Source organism: Streptomyces sp. NPDC050509 (assembly GCF_044457965.1).
Classification (GTDB): domain Bacteria; phylum Actinomycetota; class Actinomycetes; order Streptomycetales; family Streptomycetaceae; genus Streptomyces.
In genome coordinates this window covers 637,296-657,520 of record NZ_JBITHL010000003.1, presented here as the reverse complement: position 1 = coordinate 657,520, position 20,225 = coordinate 637,296, and the positions used below count along the sequence as shown (strand labels likewise).

Sequence of the window (20,225 nt, the reverse complement as noted above, 5' to 3'; positions counted from 1 at the left end):
CTCATTTGATCATCCGACCCATCCGCCCATATGTCCAGAGGGCCGCACACGTGAGCATCGCCACTCCGGGAGCACCCGGGGGACATGTGGAGGGCGCGTGTACGGCACCGGAAGGGCACCCGCGCGCCACGTGCGCGGCACTGGGGCCGGTCGAGCCACCCGCGCCCCGCGGCCCCGGGGGACAACCGGGCGCCCATGCCGGAATTAACACGGCGAGACCCTCTTACCGGGACGTAACCTACGGACCCGTAGGTAGCATGAACCCATGACTCCTGCCGCGCCCGACGCGCCCGCGAACCCCCCGCAGAACGAAGGGGGGCCGGCCACGATCCTGTCGCTGCCGATCCCGGACAAGCCGAAACTGCGCGGCTGGCTGCACGCGGGCATGTTCCCGGCCGTGCTGGTCGCGGGCGTGGCCCTGATCGCCCTGACCGGCTCCACCCGCGCCCGGGTCGCGTGCGGGATCTACGTCCTGACGGCCTGTCTGCTCTTCGGCGTCAGCGCGATCTACCACCGCGGCGAATGGGGCCCGCGCGGCGAGGCCGTGCTGCGCCGGCTCGACCACGCCAACATCTTCCTGATCATCGCGGGCACGTACACCCCGCTGACGATGCTGCTGCTGCCGGACTCGACGGGCCGGACCCTGCTCTGGGCGGTCTGGGCCGCCGCCGCGGCGGGCATCGCCTTCCGGGTCTTCTGGGTCGGGGCCCCGCGCTGGCTCTACACGCCGTGCTACATCGCGATGGGGTGGGCCGCGGTCTTCTTCCTGCCCGACTTCCTGCGGACGGGCGGGATCGCCGTACTGGTCCTCGTGATCGTCGGCGGGCTGCTGTACAGCGCGGGCGGTGTGATCTACGGGCTCAAGCGGCCGAATCCGTCACCGCGGTGGTTCGGCTTCCACGAGGTCTTCCACTCCTTCACCCTGGCCGCGTTCGTCGTGCACTTCGTCGGCATCTCGCTGGTCGCCTCGCAGCACTCCTGAAACCGCCGCCACCACCGCCACCGGCTCCGCACCGGTGGCCGAACCGATGGCCGTACCGCCGCGGTCGCGGTCCCCGCGCCACGCGGGCGACCGCAGCCGCGGCCGTGCGCCGGGCCGGGACGCCACGGCCACACGCCAGGTCCCGATGGTGACGGCGAAGAGCACCACGCCCGCCACCGCGGCCTCGCCGACCAGCACGTACCCCCCGACACACAGCCCCGCCACGGCCGCGGCCAGCGCCCGAACGGCGTCGCGCGTCCTGGCCATCCCGGCCCCCCTTCGGCACCCCGCCGGACATCACATGACCACTGATCACCGACTGCTCACCAGTCCTCCACACATCGTCACACGCCTGCCGGACAAATCAAGACGGCCCACGGCTCACGGGTCGTGAGCGGAACGTGAGCGGATCGCGAGCGGGACGTGAGCCGGGCGGCGTCCCGGACATGTTGCGGAGGTGGCAGATGCACGACAATGAGGCCATGGCCGCGATCTCCCACACCCCCCTCGAAGAGCAGCTCTCCCAGCTCACCCTGCGCGAACGCAAGAAGCTGAGAACGCGCGTGACCATCCGCCGCGCCACCTACCGGCTGATCACCGAGCAGGGGTACGAGGCGACGACCGTCGAGCAGATCGCGGAGGCATCCGAGGTCTCCCCCTCCACCGTCTTCCGCTATTTCCCCACCAAGGAGGACATCGTCCTCACCAACGCGTACGACCCGGCGATCGCGGCGTCCCTGCGGGCCCGCCCGGCCGGGGAGTCCCCGCTGGAGTCGCTGCGCGCCGTGATCACGGAAGCGCTGGAGCGGTCCGTGACCCACGAGCCGGAGGAGCTGACCGAGCGGACGAGGCTGCTGGTCAGGGTCCCCGCCGTCCGGGCCAGGATGACCGAGACCATGTCCGTGACGGCGAAGCTCCTCGCCGATGTCCTCGCGGAGCGCACCGGCCGGGACGCCGACGACCTGGACCTGCGGGTCTTCGTCGCCGCCGTGCTCAGCGCGCTGCGCGAGGTCACCCTGCACTGGGGCGAGCACGGCTGCCAGGGCGATCCGGTGGCCCTGATCCACCGGACCCTCGACGGCCTCGAAGGCGGCCTGCGCCTCTGAGCCCCCGCCCCCTCCCCCCTTGGTGCTCAGGCGTTGGCCGGGAAGGCGATGACCAGCGCGGATTCGTTGTCCGGGAGGTAGTGGACGTTCACGACCCGGCCCACCTGGACATGCTGGACGGCGCGCGGCGGCAGGTACTTCACGACCTCGGTGGTGAAGCTCGTGCCGTCGGGGCGGGTCACCCCCAGGCCGATCACCAGCCTCGGGTTGCCGCCGCGCAGCTCCCCCGGCACCTCCAGCGAGCGCACCACCGCCTGGGCCGCCACCCCGTGTTCGGCGATCTGGAGGTTCTCCCGGGTGGTGACGCCCTGCCGGACCATCGCCTCGTTCAGGGCGTGCTGGGCCTGCACCGTGTCGCCGGAGCGGTCGATCTCCACCTTGTCCGTACGGCCCGGCAGATAGCGGACCGGCAGCATGGCGCCCGGCTGGAACAGGGCGACGTCCGTCATCGGCACGACCAGCCGGGCGTACGAGGCGAACGTGGCACCGTCCGCGCCCTGCACCGACAGGTCGATCCGCAGCTCCGGCTGGTCGTTGAGGGACATCCCGGTGGGCCGGGTCCCGGTGACGGTCCCGACGCCGATCAGGCCGTCGCGGAAGGCGGCGCTGTTGCGGCCGGAGAACGCCGCCATCACGCTGTCGCCGGTGAAGGCGAACGCGAAGGGCACCACCGTGCAGGCGACGATCGGCGCGATCATCTGCGGCCCGACCCAGGCGAGGAAGCCGAAGCCCTCCTCGGTCTCCTGGGTCAGCCCGTTCCAGAGGTAGTAGCCGATCGAGCCGACGAGGAACAGCAGGGCCGCGGCCCGGATGAGCTTCTTCATGGTGGTCCGTCCTTCTTTCCGACTCACTCGTCCAGGGCCCCTGAGGGCCGGTACGAGGACCGTAGGAACGGCCGTCCGCCTACCGATCCCAGGTTTGGGCACGGCCGGGATCCGCGCTTACGACCTGGTGCGCGATAGCCAGTGGATCAGCGAGCGGCGTCATGCGGCTTCGAATCCAAGGCGGAGGAGGGAGGCGACGCGGAGCGTCGTCGACCGACGACAACGCCGGAGGCGGAGTCGCAGGGCGTCGGGAGCCCGCTGGCTATCGTGCACCAGGGCGTTAGCCTGACGTCATGCCGACAGGGGTGGGGATGGCGCGGGATGTCCGGCCACGGGCGATGGTCCTGCACGAGGTGTGGCGGGAACTCGACGGTGTCGGCGCGCTCAGCGGCCCCCAGGGCGGACCGCTCAGCCGTACGGTGAAGCTCGTCCTCGACCCGCTGGTGATCCGCCCCGTCCTCCATCCACGGTGCGCGGGCCCGCTGGTGACGGCCGACGGGGCGGCGCTGCTCGCCACGCTCGTCCACGCGGCGGGCGACACGCTGCGCGCGGCGGCCGCGTGGTTCGCCCTGCTCAAGCGGGTACGGCGGGAGCTGCGCATCACCGACGGGCATCCGCAGGACCTCTACTTCCAGCGCTGCTTCGAACTCGCCACCACCCTGGGACCGCCCGACGCCACCACGGGCCGGCCGACCGCCGAGGAGACGCTGCGCGAGGTCCACGGATCGGCGCGCGGCCGTACGACACGGGCCCTGCGGGAGTACGTCACGGACCCGGCCCACCGCGAGGAACTGGCGTCCGCGCTGGAGCACGCGTGGGCCGACCGGCACCGGGCGCACCCACGCGTTCCAGCCACGTCGGGGGCGGAGCCGCCTGCGGTACGGGACGTGCTCGACGCCTGTCCGGTCCCGGACCGCGGCGACGGCCACGACGGCGGTACGGCGCTGCTCCGGCTGGTCGCGGACTCCGCGGGAACGGCGGCGGGCCGCGCACTGTGGGACACACCCCCGGAGCCCGGATCCCCCGGATCACCCGAATCCCCTGTCCCCCTCGGCTCCCCCGGACGGCCCGCGCGCGAACTGGGGCTGACCGTGCGTCCGGTGCCGGTCGCCCCCGGTCTCGGCGGGTCCGCTTCGACCTCGACGATGGGGCCGCCGTTCGACCGTACGGTCCACGAGCGGGTCTTCAGCGTGCTGCACGCGTCGAGCGACCGGGCCGGACTCGCGCCCGTACCCGAACTGGTGCGGCGGGAGGTCGCCCGGAGCTGCGCGCCCTGGGCGCTGGCCGACGAGTCGCTGCGCGTCGCCGCGACGGTGGGTACGGAACTCGCCCTGGGGCTGCGCCCGTTGGGCGAGGACCCGGCGGCAGTGGCCGCCGCGGCCCCGACGACGGAGGCGCACCGGATCGTCAACAGCCGCTGGCGGCGCGAGGCGTATGTCCTCCAGGCGCGACGGCTCGCGCTCTCCGCCTCCGGTGCCGGCTCCGGCTCCGGCTCCGGTGCGAAAGGCGACTCCGTGGCGGAACCTCTCGCGCGGATCGCGGAGGACCTCCGTACCCCGTGGCGGGCGTATCTGCGGCGACTGTGGGTACGGCTGCACGGGCGCGATGTGCGGGAGGCGCCCATGGACGACCTCGCGGAGCTGTGGGACGTCCTGGACGGAGTCGCGCGCTCGGTGATCCTCGACCACCGGAGCCGGGTCAGACAGGCCCTCAGCACCCGTCCCGTACCGGAAGGAACCGTCTGATGGCCGCCACCGTACGGATCACCCGCGACGGACACCTGCACCTCATCACCCCGGACCCGGTATCCGGCGCGGCGACGGGCCCGAGCGTGCTGGACGGTGATCCGAACGTGGACGTGGCCGTGCTGGAAGTGGCGGGCGGGCATCTGACCTGGAGCGTCCTGGCGCCGGCGGCCCCGCCGGTGGCCGTGCTGGACGATGCCGACCTGGCCCAGGAGTGGGTGTGGGCGGTGTACGGCGAGCGGGTCGCGCCGGCCCTGGCCGACGGCGGCGGCGTGGTCGACGGTACGGAACCGGCGCTGCCCGCACTGGCCGAGAGCGCGCGGCGGCTGGCGTACGCGCACTGGGCGGCGCGCTGGTGGCCCGCCTCGGTGATCGACTCCATCCCGCCGCTGGACGAGCGGCTGCTCGACCGGGAGATCGCGGAGCTGACCGAGGCGTGCGATCCGCTCTTCGCGGGCCGGGACGATCCGGCGGACACCGCTTTCGGCGCCGCCGTCGACATCGACATCGAGCATCCGCTGCCCCGCCCCGGCGACTACGCGCTCACGGCCGGCCCAGGGGCTCCCGGGACACCGGCGGACGCCCTCACACTCGCGCGCGGCACGGGCGGCTCCGACTGGCGGCGCTGTCCGCCGGGGCTGGTCGACGCCTCGGAGCGCGCCGTGTCGTGGGAGGTCGTACGGGCCGCCGCGCGCACCACCGTCCTGGTGCAGGTCGTCGCCGCGCCCGGACCACCCCTGGCGGACCGGCGGCTGACACCCCGCGCCGCCGTCAGCGGGGTGGCCGATCCGCTGGACATCGGGCTGCGCCGGGTGGCCGACGCGTGGCTGGGCGACGCGCGGGTACGGGGCGTGGAGAGCGTTCCGGGTACGGGGATGGCGGTCGACGTCTACCTCCCGGGGTTCGGCCCGCCCGTACGCCCAGGGCCCGGCGATCGTCCGCCCACGGACCGTGTGACCACGGACCGTCTGACCAGCGACCGTCTGACGAGGGAGCGGATACGGGACCTCGCCCGCGCGCGGCTGGCGGGAGCGCGGAACGGCTCCACGGCCGGGCACGGTCCGCCGCTGCTGGCCGAGATCGCGGCGGCCTCCGACGACACGGACTTCTGATGACGGCCGACGAACCATCCGCCCCGGAGACGAACCACCTCTCCGCCACCAAATCCGCCCCGATATCCGCGCTCATCGACGCGGGCAACGACGCCTTCCTCCGGGGCGAGTTCCCCGTCGCCCACGCGCGGTTCGGCCAGGCGGTCGAGGCCGCCGCCCGCCATCCGGCGACCCTCGATCTCCGTACGCAGGCCCTGATCAACCGGGCGAGCACGGCCGACCGGATGGGCGACCACCCGGCCGCCGTGGCCTCGTTCCACGAGGCGCTCGGCCTCTGCGAGCGGCTGGCGGGAACGGCCGCCGCCGAGGACCCCGTCGTCGCGGCGGCCGTCACGGTGCTGCGGGCGTCGGCCCTCGTCAATCTCTCCCAAGCCCTGCTGAACACCGGGGACTTGACCGCCGCCCTGCACGCCCTGGAACAGGCCAGGGAACTGCTCGACCCGAAGGACGAGATCCTTCCCGAGGACACCGCCGATCTCTTCATCGGCGCGCTCGTCGCTCTCACCGCCCTCACCATCCAGCGCGAGGAGTGGTCCAGGGCACACGAGTTGGCCGCCGAATCCCTCGATGTGGTGCTGCGGCACCGTCCCGCGCTGGCCGGACGGCCGCTGATGAATCTCTCGGCGGTCCATCTCGCCACCGGACGGCCCGAACTCGGCGAGGACTTCGCGTACCAGGCGATCGCCGCGTTCGAGGCGTCGGACACCCCGTCCGGGGTCGCCGAGATACGGCAGAGCCTGGCGCAGCTCTGTCTGCGCTCGGGCCGGATCGCCGAGGCGGAGCCGCTGCTCGCGGCGAGCCAGGAGTTCTTCGACGGGGCCGGGATGGCTCACCAGTCGGCCTTCGGCCTCGATCTGCTGGGGCTGCTGGCCGCGCTGCGCGGTGATCAGACCGGGGCGGTCGAGCTGTACGGCCGGAGCCTGGCGCGGTTCGAGGAGGCCGGGGCGCTGATCGCCGCCGCCGAGGTGCGCGTACGGCTGGCGGCCGGGCTGCACGCCCAGCGGCGGTACGACGAGAGCGAGGCCCAACTCGCGCGTGCGCAGGAGGCGTTCACGGGGAGCGGGCTCGGGCTGCGCCGGGCCCAGACGGACTTCTTCCACGCCGTACTCCTGGAGGACCGCGTGTCCGGCGGCGCTGTCGGCTCTACCGGACCGGCGCTGCTCGGCCGGGCCGTCGCGCTGGCCGTACCGGCGGCGCTCGCCCTCGACGCGGTGCGGTTCACGCTGGCCAACGGCGCGCAGCGGGAGCGGTGGCACCGCGCGCTCGCGGAACCGGCGATGCGGCTGGCGTTCCGGCTGGCCACCCGGGCGGGCGCGGCGGATCTGGTGGCCGAGCTGATCGAGTCGCGGTGCGCGGGGACCCCGCTGCGGGACGGCGCGCCCGGCGACGCGGATACGGGCCCGGACACAGATACAGATACAGATACGGACGCGGATACGAGGAGCGGAGCCACGGAATCCGGCTCGCCGGGGCTCGAACCACCCGATTTCCTGCACCCGTTGGCGTTCCCCGGCCAGATGGACGCCGCCGTCCCTCCCCATCCGGAGGAGTCCGGCGACGCCTTCCAGCTCGGCGCCGCCCTCGCCGGGGTGGCGGCGGGCGCCGGGCTGCCGGTCGCCCCGCCGCCCCGGCTCGCCCTCACCCGTACGGGAACGACGGTCGCCCTGGCGTCGTACCTCACGCAGGCCGAGGCGCGCTACGGCGCCCGGATCCGTACCGCCAGGGTGGTGCCGACATGGTGAACGCCTCCATGGCCCGGCCGACCGCCCTGGTGCGGATGGCCGACGCCGGGGACCTCTACATCTCCTGGCGCTGGACGCACGATCTGGCCGCGACCGGTATCGGGATCGTCCCCCGCGCCCAGCTCACCGCCGCGATCACAGCGCTGAACGACGCTCTGCCGGGCGCGGGCGCGGACCCGCTCAGGCGCGCCCTCACCGACGGCGCCTTCGCCTCGTACGGGAGCGAACTCGCCCTGGCCGAAGAGCTGTCGCGGACCTTCCTCCCGTACGGCCTGGCCCAGCACCTCTACGAGCTGTACCGGCGCGGCGTCCGCCCCCATCTGCGGATCCAGCCCTCGCCGCGCGTGGCGCAGGTCCCCTGGGAACTCCTCGCGCCCGACCCGGACGTGCGGCTGGTGGAGATCGCGGACATCAGCCTGCTGGCCCCGGCGAGCGTCGTGCACGCCGCCGGCCGGCCCGTCCGGCCCTGGGCGGGCTCCCGCCATCTGCCCGTCGTGGGCGTCCTCGATCCCCGGGTGCCCGGGTTCCGCGCGGACTCGGCGCTCGGCTCCGTACTGGGCCGGATGACGGCGGGCGACCCGGTGGCCGAGCTGGTCGCCGGGTACGTGGCCCAGCGGCGCTGGCGGCCGGAGGTGGCGGACCCGGTCGAGGCGTTCCGCCGTACCGACGTGGACCGGGAGTGGCTCGGCGCGGTGCTCGGGGCGGGCGCCTCACGGCTGTTGTACGTCGGCCATGTGACGGCGGCGGCACCCGCCACCGGGCAGAGCGAGGACGCCCAGCTCCATCTGGCCTGTGGCGCGGACGCCGTGGGCTTCGCCCCGCCGGTCCGGGCGCACCGGCCGCTGTCCGCGAAGGATCTGCTGCTGGGGACGCACGGGCTGCCGGACGCGGACCCTGCGGACACCCCGGGCCGGGCGCGGTGGCCGATCCCCAGCCGGGTGGCGCTGATCGCCTGCGAGAGCGGTGGGGATCTGCGGTTCGGCGAGGCGCTCGGGCTGGCCACCGCGATGGTGCACGGCGGCGCCGAGACCGTCACCACGGGGCGCTGGACGCTCCCCACCGATCTGGCCTTCCACCGGATCGCCGGGGCGGCGCCGGCCTCGCGCCCGCTCCAGGACGCGGTCCGCGCGATCGACGCCGCGCACGAGGCGGACGACGCGGTCCTGGCCCACGGCGACTGGCAGCGGGAGCGGCTGGCCGCGTGGCGCGCGCTGCGTACGGTCGAGCACTCGCCGGTGCTGTGGGGCGCCTTCGCCACGCTCAGCACCGCCCCCACGGACTAGCGCCCCTCACCTCACGCCACCTCACGCCACCTCTCGTCACCTCACCTCACGCCACCTCGCCTCACCTCACGTCGTACGCGCGCAGCCACAGCTCCAGCGTGAGCACGAGCCACAGCTTGCCGCCCTGCCGGGGCAGCAGCGCGCCGTCGCCCTTCATCCACGCGCGCACCGTGTCCTGCCGGAACAGCCCCCGGGCCCGCGCCTCCCCGCCGAGCAGCAGATCGCCCGCCAGCTCGCGCAGCGGGCCGCCGAGCCACTGCTGCACCGGTACGCGCATACCGCTCTTGGGCCGGTCCACGACCGTGTCGGGCAGCAGGTCCCGTACGGCCTCCTTGAGCACCCACTTCTCGACCGTTCCGTTGAGCTTCCAGCGGGGCGGCGTGGCGAACGCCTGGTCCACCACCCGGCGGTCGAAGAGCGGGGAGCGGCCCTGGACGCCCTGGGAGGCGGTGAGCCGTTCGACCTTGGTGAGGATGTGGTGGGCGCCCTTGGTGCGCAGGTTGCAGTGCAGAAGCTGGTTGAGGAGATGGTCCATCCGGCCGTCCCTGGCCCCGGGCCGCAGATACGGGGTGATGAACCGCTCCGGGCGCGGCAGCGCCTCCAGGGCGTCCAGCGCGTCGGCGGTGAGCAGGTCGGGCAGGTCGGTGAAGCACTTGCGGTACGAGCGGAGGTAGGCGTTCTCGCGCGCGTCCGCCGCGTCCTCGGTGGACCCGGTGGACCCGCCCGCGCCGTCGCCCCGGTGCATCTCGTACACCAGCATGGGCAGGTTCTTCGGGCCGCCGAACACCGGGTCGCCGCCCTCCCCGTTGAGCACGACGCGCAGGCCGTCGCCCGCCACGGCTTCGGCGAGCATCAGGTTGGGCACGGTCAGCGGGTCGCCGACAGGGCTGTCGAGCAGCGCGGCGGCCTCCGCGAGGCGGGCGGCGACGGCGTCGCCCGAGACGCTGAGCACCCGGTGGCGGGTACGGCAGTGCGTGGCGACCAGGCCCGAGTAGCCCAGCTCGTTGGGGAGTTCGTCGCCGAAGCTGATCGAGTACGTGTGTACGGGGTGTGCGTGCAGCTTGGCGGTGAGGGCGGTGACGAGCGAACTGTCGACGCCGCCGGAGAGCAGGACGGCCACGGCCTCCGCGTCCGGCAGCCGGCGGGCCGTCGCCTCCTCCAGGAGGCCGCGCAGCCGCAGGGCGTACTCCTCGGCGGGCGGGTCGCCGCCCTCGTACCACTCGCTCAGGCCCTGGCCGATCCGCTCCTCGGGCTCCCAGTAGTGCTCCTCCGTCACCGTCCCGTCGGCGGCGAGCCACAGGCAGCGGCCGGGGAGGACTTCCTTGACGCCGCGCAGCAGCGTCTCCTCGCCGGGGAGGTAGGCGAAGGTCAGGAAGGAGCGTACGGCGGACAGTTCGAGCCCGGTGCCGAGCGCGGGCCAGCGGCGCAGCGCGCGCAGGGAGGTGGACGCGGCCCAGGAGTCGTCGGCGCGGGCGTAGAAGAGCGTACGGGCGCCGACGTGGTCGCGGATCAGGACGAGGTCGCCCTCGTCGTGCACGGCGAGGGCGAACATGCCCTCCGCCAGCCGGATCCCGGCGGCTCCGAACCGCGCCCAGCAGCGCAGCAGCAGCTCCCCGTCGGGGCAGTCGGGCCGGGTGGGCGCGCCGGAGCGGGCGAGCGCGGCGAGCAGCTCGGGCCGGTTGTGCAGCGTGACCTCGCCGACGGCGGTACGGCCGTAGGCGGTGAACGGGCCGGTGGCATGGCCCGGTTCGTCATGGATCAGCGCCGCGCCGGGGCCGGCCGTACCGGCGTCGTACCGTACGGCCGCGCCCATCGCCGCGAGGTGCGACCGCGCCCGTTCGGGGGTCGCCGCCAGGCAGGCACAGAAGCGCGCCACGGTCTCCCCTCCTCTCGTCTCGCTTCTCTCCGTACGGGCAGGTCACCCGAAGTCGTCGTCGCTCCAGCCGCCGCCGTCGTCGGAGCCCCAGCCGTCCCCGGAGTTCCAGTCGCCACCGTCACCGGAGTCGCCGCCGCCTCCCCCGTCGCCTCCGCCGCTCCCACCGTCCCCGCCGCCGGAGGAGCCCTGGCCCGCCGCCTGCTGCTGTTGCCGCAGCGCCTCCTCCTCTTCCTCGGTGAGGCTGACGGGCGGGAAGTGCGCGGCCGTGACGGTGAGGGCAGCCAGGCCGATGCCGCCCAGGACGACGCCCATCCGGCCGCCGAACGAGGTCCTGTTGACCATCACCGACTCGCCCTGGCCCCAGACCGTACGGCCGTAGCCGATGTCCCGGCCGTAGGTGACGGTGCCGTCCGCGTACCGGCGTTTGATGATCCGGTCGCCGAGCAGTTCGTCGGTGCCGGAGGCGCCCTGGTTGTCGTGCCAGCGCACGCGGGTTCCGCCGTCCCGCCGCCGCCACTCCTCGCGGCCGAACTCGTAGGTACGGTGGACGCTCCCGTCGGCGAGGAGCTCGTCCCGGTACGGGGTTTCGCGTGGCCGGTTCATCGCCTCTTGTCCTCGTGTCGCCGGGTCGGTTGCGTCGGCCAGGTCAGGAAGCCCGTGGTACGCAGCTCGCGCAGGCCGGTCCACACGGAGGGGTCTGCTGTCCTCGGTCCGCGCACCAGTCTCAGGACGGTACGCAGCAGCCGGGCCGGAGGGACGGACTCCACCTCGGCGGAGCGCCCCCGCCCGAGCCATTCCAGCTCGCGGGCCTGGAGCGCGGACGGCAGAGCGGCCCGGAGCCGCCCGCCCCCGTCCCTGTCCCCGCCCCCGTCCCCGTCCCCGTAGCCACCGCCGTCCTCCCCGCGCCGGGAGACGAGACGCAGCGCCACCGCGTGCCGGGGCACGAGGCCCATCGAGGCGACCCGTACACCGGGGGCCGCGTCCCGCAGCGCGGCGCGCACGCGCCCGGTGAGTGCGATGCCCTCCACGCTCGCGTCGTGCAGGACATGCACGGTGGCGTCCTCGACCCGGCCGAGCCCGGCGGTCAGCCGGGGGTCGAGCGGCAGGTCCCCGGCGGCGAACACCGGGCAGGCCGCCTCCAGATGCACATCGTTGGCGAGGAGCATGCGCGCCACGGAACGGCTCTGGCAGATCAGCAGCCGGGGCAGCCCGTAGTCGTACAGATCCGGCTCGTCGGCCGACCGTGAGGGCTCCGACTCCGGCGCCAACTCCGGCTCCAGGGGCGGCAGCAGCCCGGGGAGCGTCCCGCGCGCCGTCTGCCGTCGCAGCGCCTCCTCGAACCGCTCGTACGGTACGGGCGGAGCCGGTGTGAGCGGGATCCCGCGCGGGACGGCGCGCACGGGGCGCAGCACACGGCACGTCTCGTAGTAGAGCTGGCGGTCGGTGAAGCGGATCCGGGCGGGCGCCCCGGCCCGGCTCACGGCGGCGAGCAGCGCACGGTCGAGCACGGCGTCCACGGCCCGGTCGAAGAGCCGGTCACCGCCCCCGCCGGACCGGTCCGGCGGCCGTGTCCCCGTCATGAGGCGGCCTTGCCGGGCCAGGTGAGGAACCCGACCGCTTCGGCCTTCGTCACGTCGGCGTCCTTGGCTCCCGTGACGCGTTCGATCACGCGGGTGACGGCGGCCAGCAGCTTGGCGGGCGGCACGGCGCCGAGCGGGCTCGACCACCCCTTGGCCAGCCACTCCAGCTCGGCGTCGGTGAGCGCCCGGCTCTCGCGCAGCCGGCCCAGCACACCGGACGACGGTTTGGGCCCGCGTACGGGGACGGCGCCCGGCGCGCTCATGACGGCCCGGGGCGGCAGCCCGGCGTCCACGACCCGGCGGCCGGGCAGGGCGGCACGGGTGTCCCCGGCCAACTGGCAGCCCGTCACGTCGGCGTCGTGCAGGACGATCACCGGCACCGAACCGGGCGCCACCTGGTCGGCGCGGGTGACGAGGGCTATGCCGAACCTCCGGGATATCCCGTTGGCCGCGAGGAAGGCGGCGATGCTCGCGTCACCGCAGAGCAGCACGGCGTTGACCCTCTCGGGCGGGGCCGGGTGCCGGAAGTGTCTCTCGTCCACGACGCCGGACGGGAGCGAGCCGTAGACCGACACCCACAGGCTCATCGAGGTGGAGCGGAAGTGGCTGAGGGGATGCGCCTCGACAGCGCGTTTGGCGCTGCTGAGGGACGAGGCGTACACGAGGACGGTGACGGCCCCGAGCAGAAAGCCGAGGAACGCGACGACGCCGACATCGGCGGACAGCCCGCCGATCAGCAGCACGAGCCCCACGGGCAGCCCGGCCGCCAGACATCCGACGGCACCGGCCCGGCCGCCGCCCTGCTTCGTCTTCTTACGGGTCAGGGCGAACCAGAGCTGGTTGACGGTGATCCGGGTCCGGCCGCCGTCGGTGAGCTTCGCGACGACGCGCTGGATCCGTATGTCGCTCAGCCGCAGCGAGTTGGTCTTGGGGTCCAGCGCGAACTGCCGGTTGCACTTCGAGCACGTACGGCCCGTGCGCTCCCGCTGGAGCAGGCTCTGGTCACAGTGCGGACAGATCATCGTGTCCCCTCCCGCACGGCCACGCCATCTCCCGCACCCGGACACACCGGCCCCGGCCCCGAATTCCCCCGTCGAACATCAACGCCCCCCTCGCGCCGCCGACCACGATCGCAGCGTAGAGCTGTGATCGGGAACACTCGCAACGATGATAGGGCGAGGCTCTGACATCACGATGAACTCCGCTGAAGTCACCTCACGTCCACGTCGCCCTTTCCGCAGGCCACCCCGTCCCTGTCCGGGTCCAAGCGGAGTGGGTCGTCCTTGCCGTTGACCTTCAGCGGGCCGTAGTCGTTGGCCGCGAGCCAGGCGCAGCGCGCCTTCGTCACCGCACGGCTCGTGCCAGCCCCCGTACTCGCGCCCGTGACCGTCTCCGGGAAGACCGTCGGTACGCAGACGTTCGCCGAGCCGTAGTGCCGGTCGCATCCCGCGACCTGCGGGCTCACCGGTGCCGAGGTCCTGGGCTTGCGCGGCTGCTTGGCCGACCGGTCCAACTCGCCCGCGAAGTCGTGCACATGGGCGGATCCGGCGGCCTTCTCGGCCAGGGCGGGCGGGCCGCCCAGGTGGATCCATTCGGCAACCGACGGGATTCCGTTCGCGTCGACCGCGAAGAGCATGTACCAGCCCGGGGGTGCCAGGTCGGGGTTGCTCGTGACGTTCAGGTCGACGTTGTCGCCGTCCACCGAGAGCGGCAGGTCCACGAAGCGCTGGTTGGGGTCGGACGAGTGGGTCACCGCCGCCGGGCGGATCAGTTCGGCCTTGGCGATCGGCCGGTCGACCGTGATGCGCTGCGTGTCGCCGTACAGCCACTGGTTGTCGATCAGCGAGGTGATCCGCGGCCGTTCGCCCTTGAGGAGGTACGGCGGGGTGTAGAGCGACACCTGGTGGTTCCAGGTGCCGTTGCCCGGGTTGTCGCCCGTCGTCATGACGCGGCCGTCCGGCAGCAGGAACGCCGAGGAGTGGTAGCCGCGCGTCTCCGGGTCGGCCGCCACCGGGTCGAAGGTGTCCGTCGCCGGGTCGAAGAGCGACGACTCGAACACCGGGTTGGCCCGGTTGTGCAGGGCGCCGCCCGTCTCCAGCACCTTGCCGTCGGGCAGCAGTACGGCCGAGCCGTACATCTTGCCCTGCGCCCCGGTCTGCGGCTGGGGGCCGTTGCCTAGGTCGACGGTGCCCTGCGGGAGCGGCGGTCCTGCCGTGTAGCGGGGGTTGGGGTCCTTGAGGTCGATGAGGTCCGTGAGGCGGCCCGCCTCCGGGTTGGAGTCGATGTTGCCGCCGCCGATCGTCAGCACCCGCTGGTCCTGGGCGGGCGGCAGCAGCACGCTCGTGGACTGGTCGCGTTCGTCCTTGTTCCGGAGCCCGGGTACGTCGGTCACGGTGTTGGCGTCGTAGTCGTAGACCGAGGAGCCGGTGCCCGGGGTGCCGTTGCCGAAGACGTGGCTGCCCGAGTAGAAGAGCCGCCCGTCCTGCATGAGGATCATCGACGGGTACAGGCCCCAGTACGACCAGGTCTGGTTGACCTGCCCTGTCGGCAGCCACTTCTCCTGCGCGGCCGACCACCGCTCGGCGGTCACCGAGCCGGTGGAGTCCTCGCGCAGCCCGCCGAAGGTGAGCACGTCGCCGTTGCCCATGAGGGTGGCCGACGGGTACCAGTGGCCGTCGTTCATGTCGTTGGTCCTGCTGTACGTCTCGGTCGCCGGGTCGAAGACGTAGCTGTCCTTGTACCCCTGGTAGCCGACCGTGCCGTCCGCCGAGGGATACCCCTTGTTGCCGCTCATGACCAGCACGCGGCCGTCGGAGAGCTGGACATGGCCGGAGCAGAACATGTCGTCGGGCGTCGGGATCGTACGGTACGAGCCGTCCTCCGGGTCGTACACCGCGGAGGTGAAGGTGCCGGCCTCGAAGCTGTCGACGTCGTTGCCGGAGCCCGCGATCAGCAGCACCTTGCCGTTGTTGAGGACGACCGAGTGCATGGACCGTACGGGGTTCTCGGTCGGCAGGACCTCCCACTTCCCGTCGGCGCACTCCCGCGCCGTCCCGGTGCACCCGGGTTCGGCGGGCGGCGCGGCGACCTCCTCCATGCCGTAGTCGTCGGTGGTCGCACTGCCCGTGCCGTACACGGAGGCGCCCCAGGTGATCCGGTCGGTGCCGGGCGGGACGACGGGGGTGCGGACCTCGGCGTGCTGGTAACCGGGGCTCAGGTCCAGGGTCTTGAGGTCGGTCCAGTACTGCCAGCCGGTGGTGGTGTCGTGCCGGAAGAGGGTGAGCGAGACGTCCGGAGTGGTCGACTTGTACCAGACGGACAGGTCGTACTGCCGGTCCGGCCGTACGTCCGGCGCGCACGCGGCGGACTCCGTGATGAGCGCCTTGCGGTCGCCGTCGGCCCGGCGGGTCAGCTCGACCTTGAGGGCCTTCGTACCGGAGTGGGCGTCGGCGACGGTGGTGAAGGAGAAGTCGTTGTCGCCCCAGCCGGACCGCTCCCAGCAGTACGGCATGTCCCCGGCACCGCCGGTGCCCGCAGTCTCGAAGCCCGGGTTCTTGACGAGGTTGGCGCCCGCCAGCGCGGGCTGCTGCGCACCGAGCAGCAGCCCGGCGGTGAGCGCGGTGACGGCGAGGAGTGCGGTACGGCGCGAGGCGCGAGGCGGTCTCACCGGCCGACCTCCGTCTCCAGGTCGCTGTCCTCGGCCCCGGCTCTGCCCCTGCTTCCGCCCCTGGCCCTGTTTCCGGCCCTGCTTCCGCCCCTGCCGGACGCCGCGGGACCGTCCGCCCCCGACCGCAGCGCCACGCCGGCGCCCCGGCCCCCGCGTTCCCGCCCTGGGGCTCGCTTCGGCAGGTACACGAGCGCCTCCGTCCCCACGAACCGCAGCACGAACGTCGCCAGCAGCGCGCACGCCGTCGCTGTCAGCGCCCCCATCCCGAACCGCGACACGAACAGCGCGATCAGCGGGATCCGCAGCAGCAGATCGGCGTTGGCGAGCAGCGCGAACCGGCCCACGCGGTCCGCCCAGTGCCGGTGGGCGCGGCGGCTGCGGAAGAGCAGCAGCTCGATGAGGAGGAAGTTCCACGCCACACCGAACTGGTTGGCCACCACCTCGGCCGGCAGATAGTGCACCCCGGCCGCCGTCAGCCCGTACAGCGCGAGCAGGTTCGGTACGAAGCCGGTCAGCCCGATCAGTCCGAAGGCGGCCATCCGGGCGAGCGGGGAGGCCGTCCGCAGCTCCACGAGGTGGCGCAGGAAGCGCAGGCCCTCCTTGGCGGTCGACTTGGACTCGCCCGCGAACCGGTCGCGGAAGACGAACGGGACCTCGGTGGGCCGCTCGGGGCGGCAGCGTACGGCCAGTTCCAGCAGGATCTTGTAGCCGAGCGGGCGCAGCGCCTCCGCGGTGACGGCCGAGCGCCGGATCGCGAAGAAACCGCTCATCGGGTCGCTGATGCCGCGCAGCCGGCCGGGGAAGAGCCCCTTGGTGAGCCAGGTCGCGGCGCGGGAGACGGCGACGCGGTAGCCGCCCGCGAGCCCGGCGCGGCTGCCGCCGTCGATGTAGCGGCTGGCGACGACGAGGTCGGCGGAGCCGCGCTCACCCGCGGCGACGAGGTCGGGGACGAGCGCGGGCGGGTGCTGGAGGTCGGCGTCCATGACGACGATCCAGTCGGACCCGGCGGCCTTGAGCCCTTCGACGACTGCGCCGCCGAGTCCGCCCTCGGGGGTGTCGCGGTGGATGACGCCGACAGGGAAGGGGCAGTCCTGCGCGGCGGCGGCGATGACGTCGGGGGTGTCGTCCGTCGAGTCGTCGACGAAGAGCACTTCGCAGGGCAGCCTGGCGGGTACGGCGTCGGTGAGCTGGCGCAGCAACTCCCGTACGTTTCCTGACTCGTTGAAGGTCGGGACGATGACGGTGACGGCGCCGGGCTCGGCGACGGCGGTCGCTTCGAGCCGGGGGTCGCCGAGTTCCCGCCGTCCTTCCCGCCGTCCTTCGTGCCGTCCTTCGTGCCGTCCGAGGGGGCCCGGCTCCCCGGCCCCGGTGGGCGGAAGAATACTCATCGCTCGTCGCCTCCCGTGCGCGTGCCGTGTGGTGCGGCGGGCCGGTCGCTTCCGTCGATCCGCCGGATCTCGACCCGGTCCTCGCCCGTGCCGAAGACGGCGACGGACGTCGAATGGTTCAGTGCGTCGCGCACGGTGGGCAGGTCGCGCGCGTCGCGCCGTACGGTCGGGGAGGCGACGACGTAGTCCAGGTCGCGCCAGCCGTCGGGCAGCGTCCTCGTGACGGCCGGGTCGAGGTCGGCCTTGTAGAACCAGATGGCGCCGAGGCCCGGTTCGTACCCCGCGTGCACGAGGTCGAGCCACAGCGCGTCGTCCACCAGCACCCGGGCCCGGGACGGGTCGGGGACCTCCCGCGCCATCCAGGAGGCCGCCGCCCGGTAGGGGGCGTTGGCGTCGGCGGTCAGGGCGGTGCGGTTGCCGTCGTACCAGCGCGGTACGACGAGTACGGCGGCGGTCGCCGCCAGCGCGGCCAGGGCCGTCCACCGCAGGCCCGTCACCGTGCGGCTCTGCTCCGGGCTCCGCCCTCTGCGCAGTACGGCGTGGGTGACGCTCGCCGCGCCGCCCGCCAGCACCAGCGCCAGGAACGGCAGCCCCTGGATGATGTACATCGCGGGCAGGTAGCCGGACGGGCGCAGGGCGACGGCGGTCAGGATCACCACGGCGAGGGCGGGCCCGGCCAGCGCCCGCGCGGTCACCGACCAGCGCAGGGTGGCCATGAGCAGCAGCGCGCCCGCGATGCCGCCCAGCGGCAGGATCCGGTCGTAGTACAGCCAGGACTGGAGTACGCCGTACGATCCGCTGCCCGCGTCGAGGACGAAGCCGGAGCCCGGGCGGCTCATCTGGTACGTGATGCCGTCCCAGAGCGAGACATGGCCGCCGCCGGGCAGCAACTCGCCTTTGAGCAGGGCGAAGAGCGGATACGAGAGGCCGGTCAGCACGCAGGCGGTGACGGCTCCGGTGACCGCGAACTTGCGGGTGTCGCGGTGGCTGTGCCGCCACATCGTCACCAGCAGCGCGGGCAGTACGACGAGCATGGTCTCTTTGGTGAGCACGCCGACCGCGGCGGCCAGACCGGCCGCGAAGTGGTGCCAGAGGTGGCGGCTCGGCGAGGCGGCGAGGCAGAACGCCAGCAGGATCCACATCACGGCGATGTTGTCGAGGAAGATCTCCCGCTGGAGCACCACGGAGAGCGGGGAGAGCCCGAAGAGGACCATGGCGAGCCCGGCCGCCCAGCGCGGCAGCCACAGCCGCCGGGCCAGCACGTACAGGAAGACCGCGCTCGCGGCGCTGACCAGCAGCATCGCGCAGCGCATCGGCGCGACCGTCATGATCTCGGGCGAGAAGAGGGAGGGCAGCCAGGTCAGGAAGGCGATCTGCATCCAGCCGAGCGGCGGATGGTCGTACCAGTAGGTGTAGTGGGCGAGGCCCTTGCCCTCCTGGACAGCCCAGGCCTGGGCGAGGTAGGTGCCCTCGTCGTCGCTGAGGGTGGGGTAGTGCTGGATGTTCCAGCCCTGGACGAGCAGGATCGCCACGAGGAGGACCCCGCAGAGGACCAGATCGGAGCGTGAGCGCCGGAAGCGCACGACGGGCCGTACGACGAGGAGCGGTCCGGTGCTGTGCCGCGCGGCGGGGCTCTCCGGAGCGGGCCCGGATTGCTCGGGCAGGAGGGGTCTCGGGTCGGTCCCCGTCGTCACCGCGGGCAGGGTGGAGGTCACGCGTGGACGTCCTCTCGGGTGAGATGCGCGCCGACATGACGGGTCAGCTCCCAGTCGTCGCGTCCCCGCCGGTCGCGCCAGACCGCGCGGATCGCCGCGCCGGCCAGCATGACCTGGTAGAAGGGGCCGCCGGCGATGAGCTTCAGGTAGTGCGTCAGGCGGATGCGCAGCCCGTACTGCTTGCCGAAGTCGTGGAGTCCGACGATCTCGAAGACGAAGGTCACAAGCGCGGTGACCAGCGGCAGGAAGGTCACGAAGGCGACCGTGACCGGTACGTCGAGGAAGAGCGCGACACAGACGTTGAGCGGGATGACGAGCCCGGTGAACGCCTGGAAGAACGGGGTCATAAGGGTGTAGCGGGCGAGCAACCGCTGCCCGGATGTGGGCAGTTGGCGCCAGTCGCCCTTGCGGTAGACCTGGAGGAAGCCCTGGTTCCAGCGGGTGCGCTGCTTGAGCAGCGACATCAGGGAGCCGGGTGTCTCCTCACGGGTGACCATGTCGGAGTCGTACGCGACGACGACCTTCTTGCCGACGCTGGAGAGCCGTACGCCCAGGTCGCAGTCCTCGGCCAGGCAGTTCTGGTCCCAGCCGCCGGCCTCGCGCAGTACGTCGGTCCGTACGAAGACGGTGTTGCCGCCGAGCGGGATGAACCCCTTCTGGGCGTGCAGATGGAGCCTGCTGCGGAACCAGAAGAAGTACTCCAGGCAGTTGCGCAGGCTGTACCAGCTCGAATGGAAGTTGATGAGCTGGACCCCGCCCTGGACGACATCGGCTCCGGTGGAGCGGAAGGCGTGGTCGACGTGGGTCAGCAGCTCGGGATGGACCTGGTCCTCGGCGTCGAAGACCCCGACGATCTCGCCGGCGCAGTACGGCAGCGCGGTGTTGAGCGCTTTGGGTTTGTTCTTGGCCTCGTGGGTGTCGACGACGACCCTGACCCGGTCGGGGTCGCGGGCCGCCGCCCGCTCGGCGACGGCGGCGGTCTCCGGGTCGTCGTGCCCGACGATGACGATGATCTCGAAGCTGGAGTGGCTGGATTCCAGCAGCCGTTCGATGGTGTGCTCCAGCACCGCCTGTTCATGACGGGCGGGCAGGAGCAGCGAGAACGAGCCCGCCCGGCCGCCGTCGGGCGGGTCGAATCTGGTGGCGGCCAGCGTCTCCGGCGTACGCCAGGCATGCATCTGCCACCACAGCGTGAACGCGGCCAT

15 protein-coding genes are annotated in these 20,225 nt (G+C 73.0%); 6 read left to right on the top strand and 9 right to left on the bottom strand.

Annotated features, from left to right (window positions below; translation table 11 throughout):
• The first annotated feature begins 265 nt into the window (after positions 1-265).
• Both ACIBJC_RS12175 and ACIBJC_RS12170 read left to right on the top strand, forming a co-directional pair.
• Positions 266-982, top strand: coding sequence for a hemolysin III family protein (locus ACIBJC_RS12175; protein WP_329828993.1), 717 nt, complete (start codon positions 266-268; stop codon positions 980-982).
• 482 nt (positions 983-1,464) lie between these two features.
• Positions 1,465-2,088, top strand: coding sequence for a TetR/AcrR family transcriptional regulator (locus tag ACIBJC_RS12170; RefSeq protein WP_399291232.1), 624 nt, complete (start codon positions 1,465-1,467; stop codon positions 2,086-2,088).
• A gap of 26 nt (positions 2,089-2,114) precedes the next feature.
• Here the strand turns inward: ACIBJC_RS12170 and ACIBJC_RS12165 are convergent, their stop codons facing one another.
• Positions 2,115-2,912: a hypothetical protein gene (locus ACIBJC_RS12165; RefSeq protein WP_399290968.1), complete on the bottom strand. Its 798-nt coding sequence runs from the start codon at positions 2,910-2,912 to the stop codon at positions 2,115-2,117.
• Between the two features lie 293 nt (positions 2,913-3,205).
• Here ACIBJC_RS12165 and ACIBJC_RS12160 point away from each other — a divergent pair, with 293 nt between their 5' ends.
• The 4 genes from ACIBJC_RS12160 to ACIBJC_RS12145 are packed head-to-tail and all read left to right on the top strand — an operon-like array spanning position 3,206 to position 8,794.
• Positions 3,206-4,657, top strand: a complete 1,452-nt coding sequence (locus ACIBJC_RS12160; protein WP_399290966.1) for a hypothetical protein — start codon at positions 3,206-3,208, stop codon at positions 4,655-4,657.
• Positions 4,657-5,769, top strand: a complete 1,113-nt coding sequence (locus ACIBJC_RS12155) for a hypothetical protein (RefSeq protein ID WP_399290963.1) — start codon at positions 4,657-4,659, stop codon at positions 5,767-5,769. Before ACIBJC_RS12160 ends, ACIBJC_RS12155 begins: the two co-directional genes overlap by 1 nt.
• On the top strand, positions 5,769-7,511 hold the full coding sequence (locus ACIBJC_RS12150) for a hypothetical protein (protein ID WP_399290960.1): 1,743 nt from the start codon (positions 5,769-5,771) through the stop codon (positions 7,509-7,511). The genes ACIBJC_RS12155 and ACIBJC_RS12150 overlap by 1 nt, the downstream gene beginning before the upstream one ends.
• A complete protein-coding gene (locus ACIBJC_RS12145) occupies positions 7,505-8,794 on the top strand; it encodes a CHAT domain-containing protein (protein WP_399290957.1) in 1,290 nt (429 codons plus the stop codon). The genes ACIBJC_RS12150 and ACIBJC_RS12145 overlap by 7 nt, the downstream gene beginning before the upstream one ends.
• Positions 8,795-8,855: 61 nt before the next feature.
• On the opposite strand, the gene ACIBJC_RS12140 is transcribed toward ACIBJC_RS12145, so the two are convergent.
• The 8 genes from ACIBJC_RS12140 to ACIBJC_RS12105 form a co-directional block, all read right to left on the bottom strand.
• Positions 8,856-10,670, bottom strand: a complete 1,815-nt coding sequence (locus ACIBJC_RS12140; protein WP_399290954.1) for an asparagine synthetase B family protein — start codon at positions 10,668-10,670, stop codon at positions 8,856-8,858.
• 42 nt (positions 10,671-10,712) lie between these two features.
• The gene (locus ACIBJC_RS12135; RefSeq protein WP_399290951.1) at positions 10,713-11,273 is read right to left on the bottom strand and encodes a hypothetical protein; all 561 of its coding nucleotides are present in this window, start codon (positions 11,271-11,273) and stop codon (positions 10,713-10,715) included.
• On the bottom strand, positions 11,270-12,250 hold the full coding sequence (locus ACIBJC_RS12130) for a hypothetical protein (protein ID WP_399290948.1): 981 nt from the start codon (positions 12,248-12,250) through the stop codon (positions 11,270-11,272). Before ACIBJC_RS12130 ends, ACIBJC_RS12135 begins: the two co-directional genes overlap by 4 nt.
• Complete coding sequence (locus tag ACIBJC_RS12125; protein WP_399290945.1) at positions 12,247-13,272, bottom strand: hypothetical protein; 1,026 nt, start codon at positions 13,270-13,272, stop codon at positions 12,247-12,249. Before ACIBJC_RS12125 ends, ACIBJC_RS12130 begins: the two co-directional genes overlap by 4 nt.
• Before the next feature lie 188 nt (positions 13,273-13,460).
• Positions 13,461-15,917: a galactose oxidase-like domain-containing protein gene (locus ACIBJC_RS12120; protein WP_399290942.1), complete on the bottom strand. Its 2,457-nt coding sequence runs from the start codon at positions 15,915-15,917 to the stop codon at positions 13,461-13,463.
• Positions 15,914-17,305 carry a glycosyltransferase gene (locus tag ACIBJC_RS12115; protein ID WP_399290939.1) on the bottom strand — a complete coding sequence of 464 codons (1,392 nt, stop codon included), beginning with the start codon at positions 17,303-17,305 and terminating at the stop codon, positions 15,914-15,916. The genes ACIBJC_RS12120 and ACIBJC_RS12115 overlap by 4 nt, the downstream gene beginning before the upstream one ends.
• Entirely contained in the window at positions 17,302-19,020 is a 1,719-nt protein-coding gene (locus ACIBJC_RS12110) for an ArnT family glycosyltransferase (RefSeq protein ID WP_399290936.1), read from the bottom strand. The genes ACIBJC_RS12115 and ACIBJC_RS12110 overlap by 4 nt, the downstream gene beginning before the upstream one ends.
• Positions 19,017-20,225, bottom strand: coding sequence for a glycosyltransferase (locus ACIBJC_RS12105; RefSeq protein WP_399291229.1), 1,209 nt, complete (start codon positions 20,223-20,225; stop codon positions 19,017-19,019). The genes ACIBJC_RS12110 and ACIBJC_RS12105 overlap by 4 nt, the downstream gene beginning before the upstream one ends.

Excerpts from the sequence above, each read along its gene's own strand:
- ACIBJC_RS12175 (WP_329828993.1), top strand. The coding sequence starts at position 266 with ATGACTCCTGCCGCGCCCGACGCGCCCGCGAACCCCCCGCAGAACGAA.
- ACIBJC_RS12170 (WP_399291232.1), top strand. The coding sequence starts at position 1,465 with ATGGCCGCGATCTCCCACACCCCCCTCGAAGAGCAGCTCTCCCAGCTC.
- ACIBJC_RS12165 (WP_399290968.1), bottom strand. The coding sequence starts at position 2,912 with ATGAAGAAGCTCATCCGGGCCGCGGCCCTGCTGTTCCTCGTCGGCTCG.
- ACIBJC_RS12160 (WP_399290966.1), top strand. The coding sequence starts at position 3,206 with ATGCCGACAGGGGTGGGGATGGCGCGGGATGTCCGGCCACGGGCGATG.
- ACIBJC_RS12155 (WP_399290963.1), top strand. The coding sequence starts at position 4,657 with ATGGCCGCCACCGTACGGATCACCCGCGACGGACACCTGCACCTCATC.
- ACIBJC_RS12150 (WP_399290960.1), top strand. The coding sequence starts at position 5,769 with ATGACGGCCGACGAACCATCCGCCCCGGAGACGAACCACCTCTCCGCC.
- ACIBJC_RS12145 (WP_399290957.1), top strand. The coding sequence starts at position 7,505 with ATGGTGAACGCCTCCATGGCCCGGCCGACCGCCCTGGTGCGGATGGCC.
- ACIBJC_RS12135 (WP_399290951.1), bottom strand. The coding sequence starts at position 11,273 with ATGAACCGGCCACGCGAAACCCCGTACCGGGACGAGCTCCTCGCCGAC.
- ACIBJC_RS12130 (WP_399290948.1), bottom strand. The coding sequence starts at position 12,250 with ATGACGGGGACACGGCCGCCGGACCGGTCCGGCGGGGGCGGTGACCGG.
- ACIBJC_RS12125 (WP_399290945.1), bottom strand. The coding sequence starts at position 13,272 with ATGATCTGTCCGCACTGTGACCAGAGCCTGCTCCAGCGGGAGCGCACG.
- ACIBJC_RS12115 (WP_399290939.1), bottom strand. The coding sequence starts at position 17,305 with ATGAGTATTCTTCCGCCCACCGGGGCCGGGGAGCCGGGCCCCCTCGGA.
- ACIBJC_RS12105 (WP_399291229.1), bottom strand. The coding sequence starts at position 20,225 with ATGGCCGCGTTCACGCTGTGGTGGCAGATGCATGCCTGGCGTACGCCG.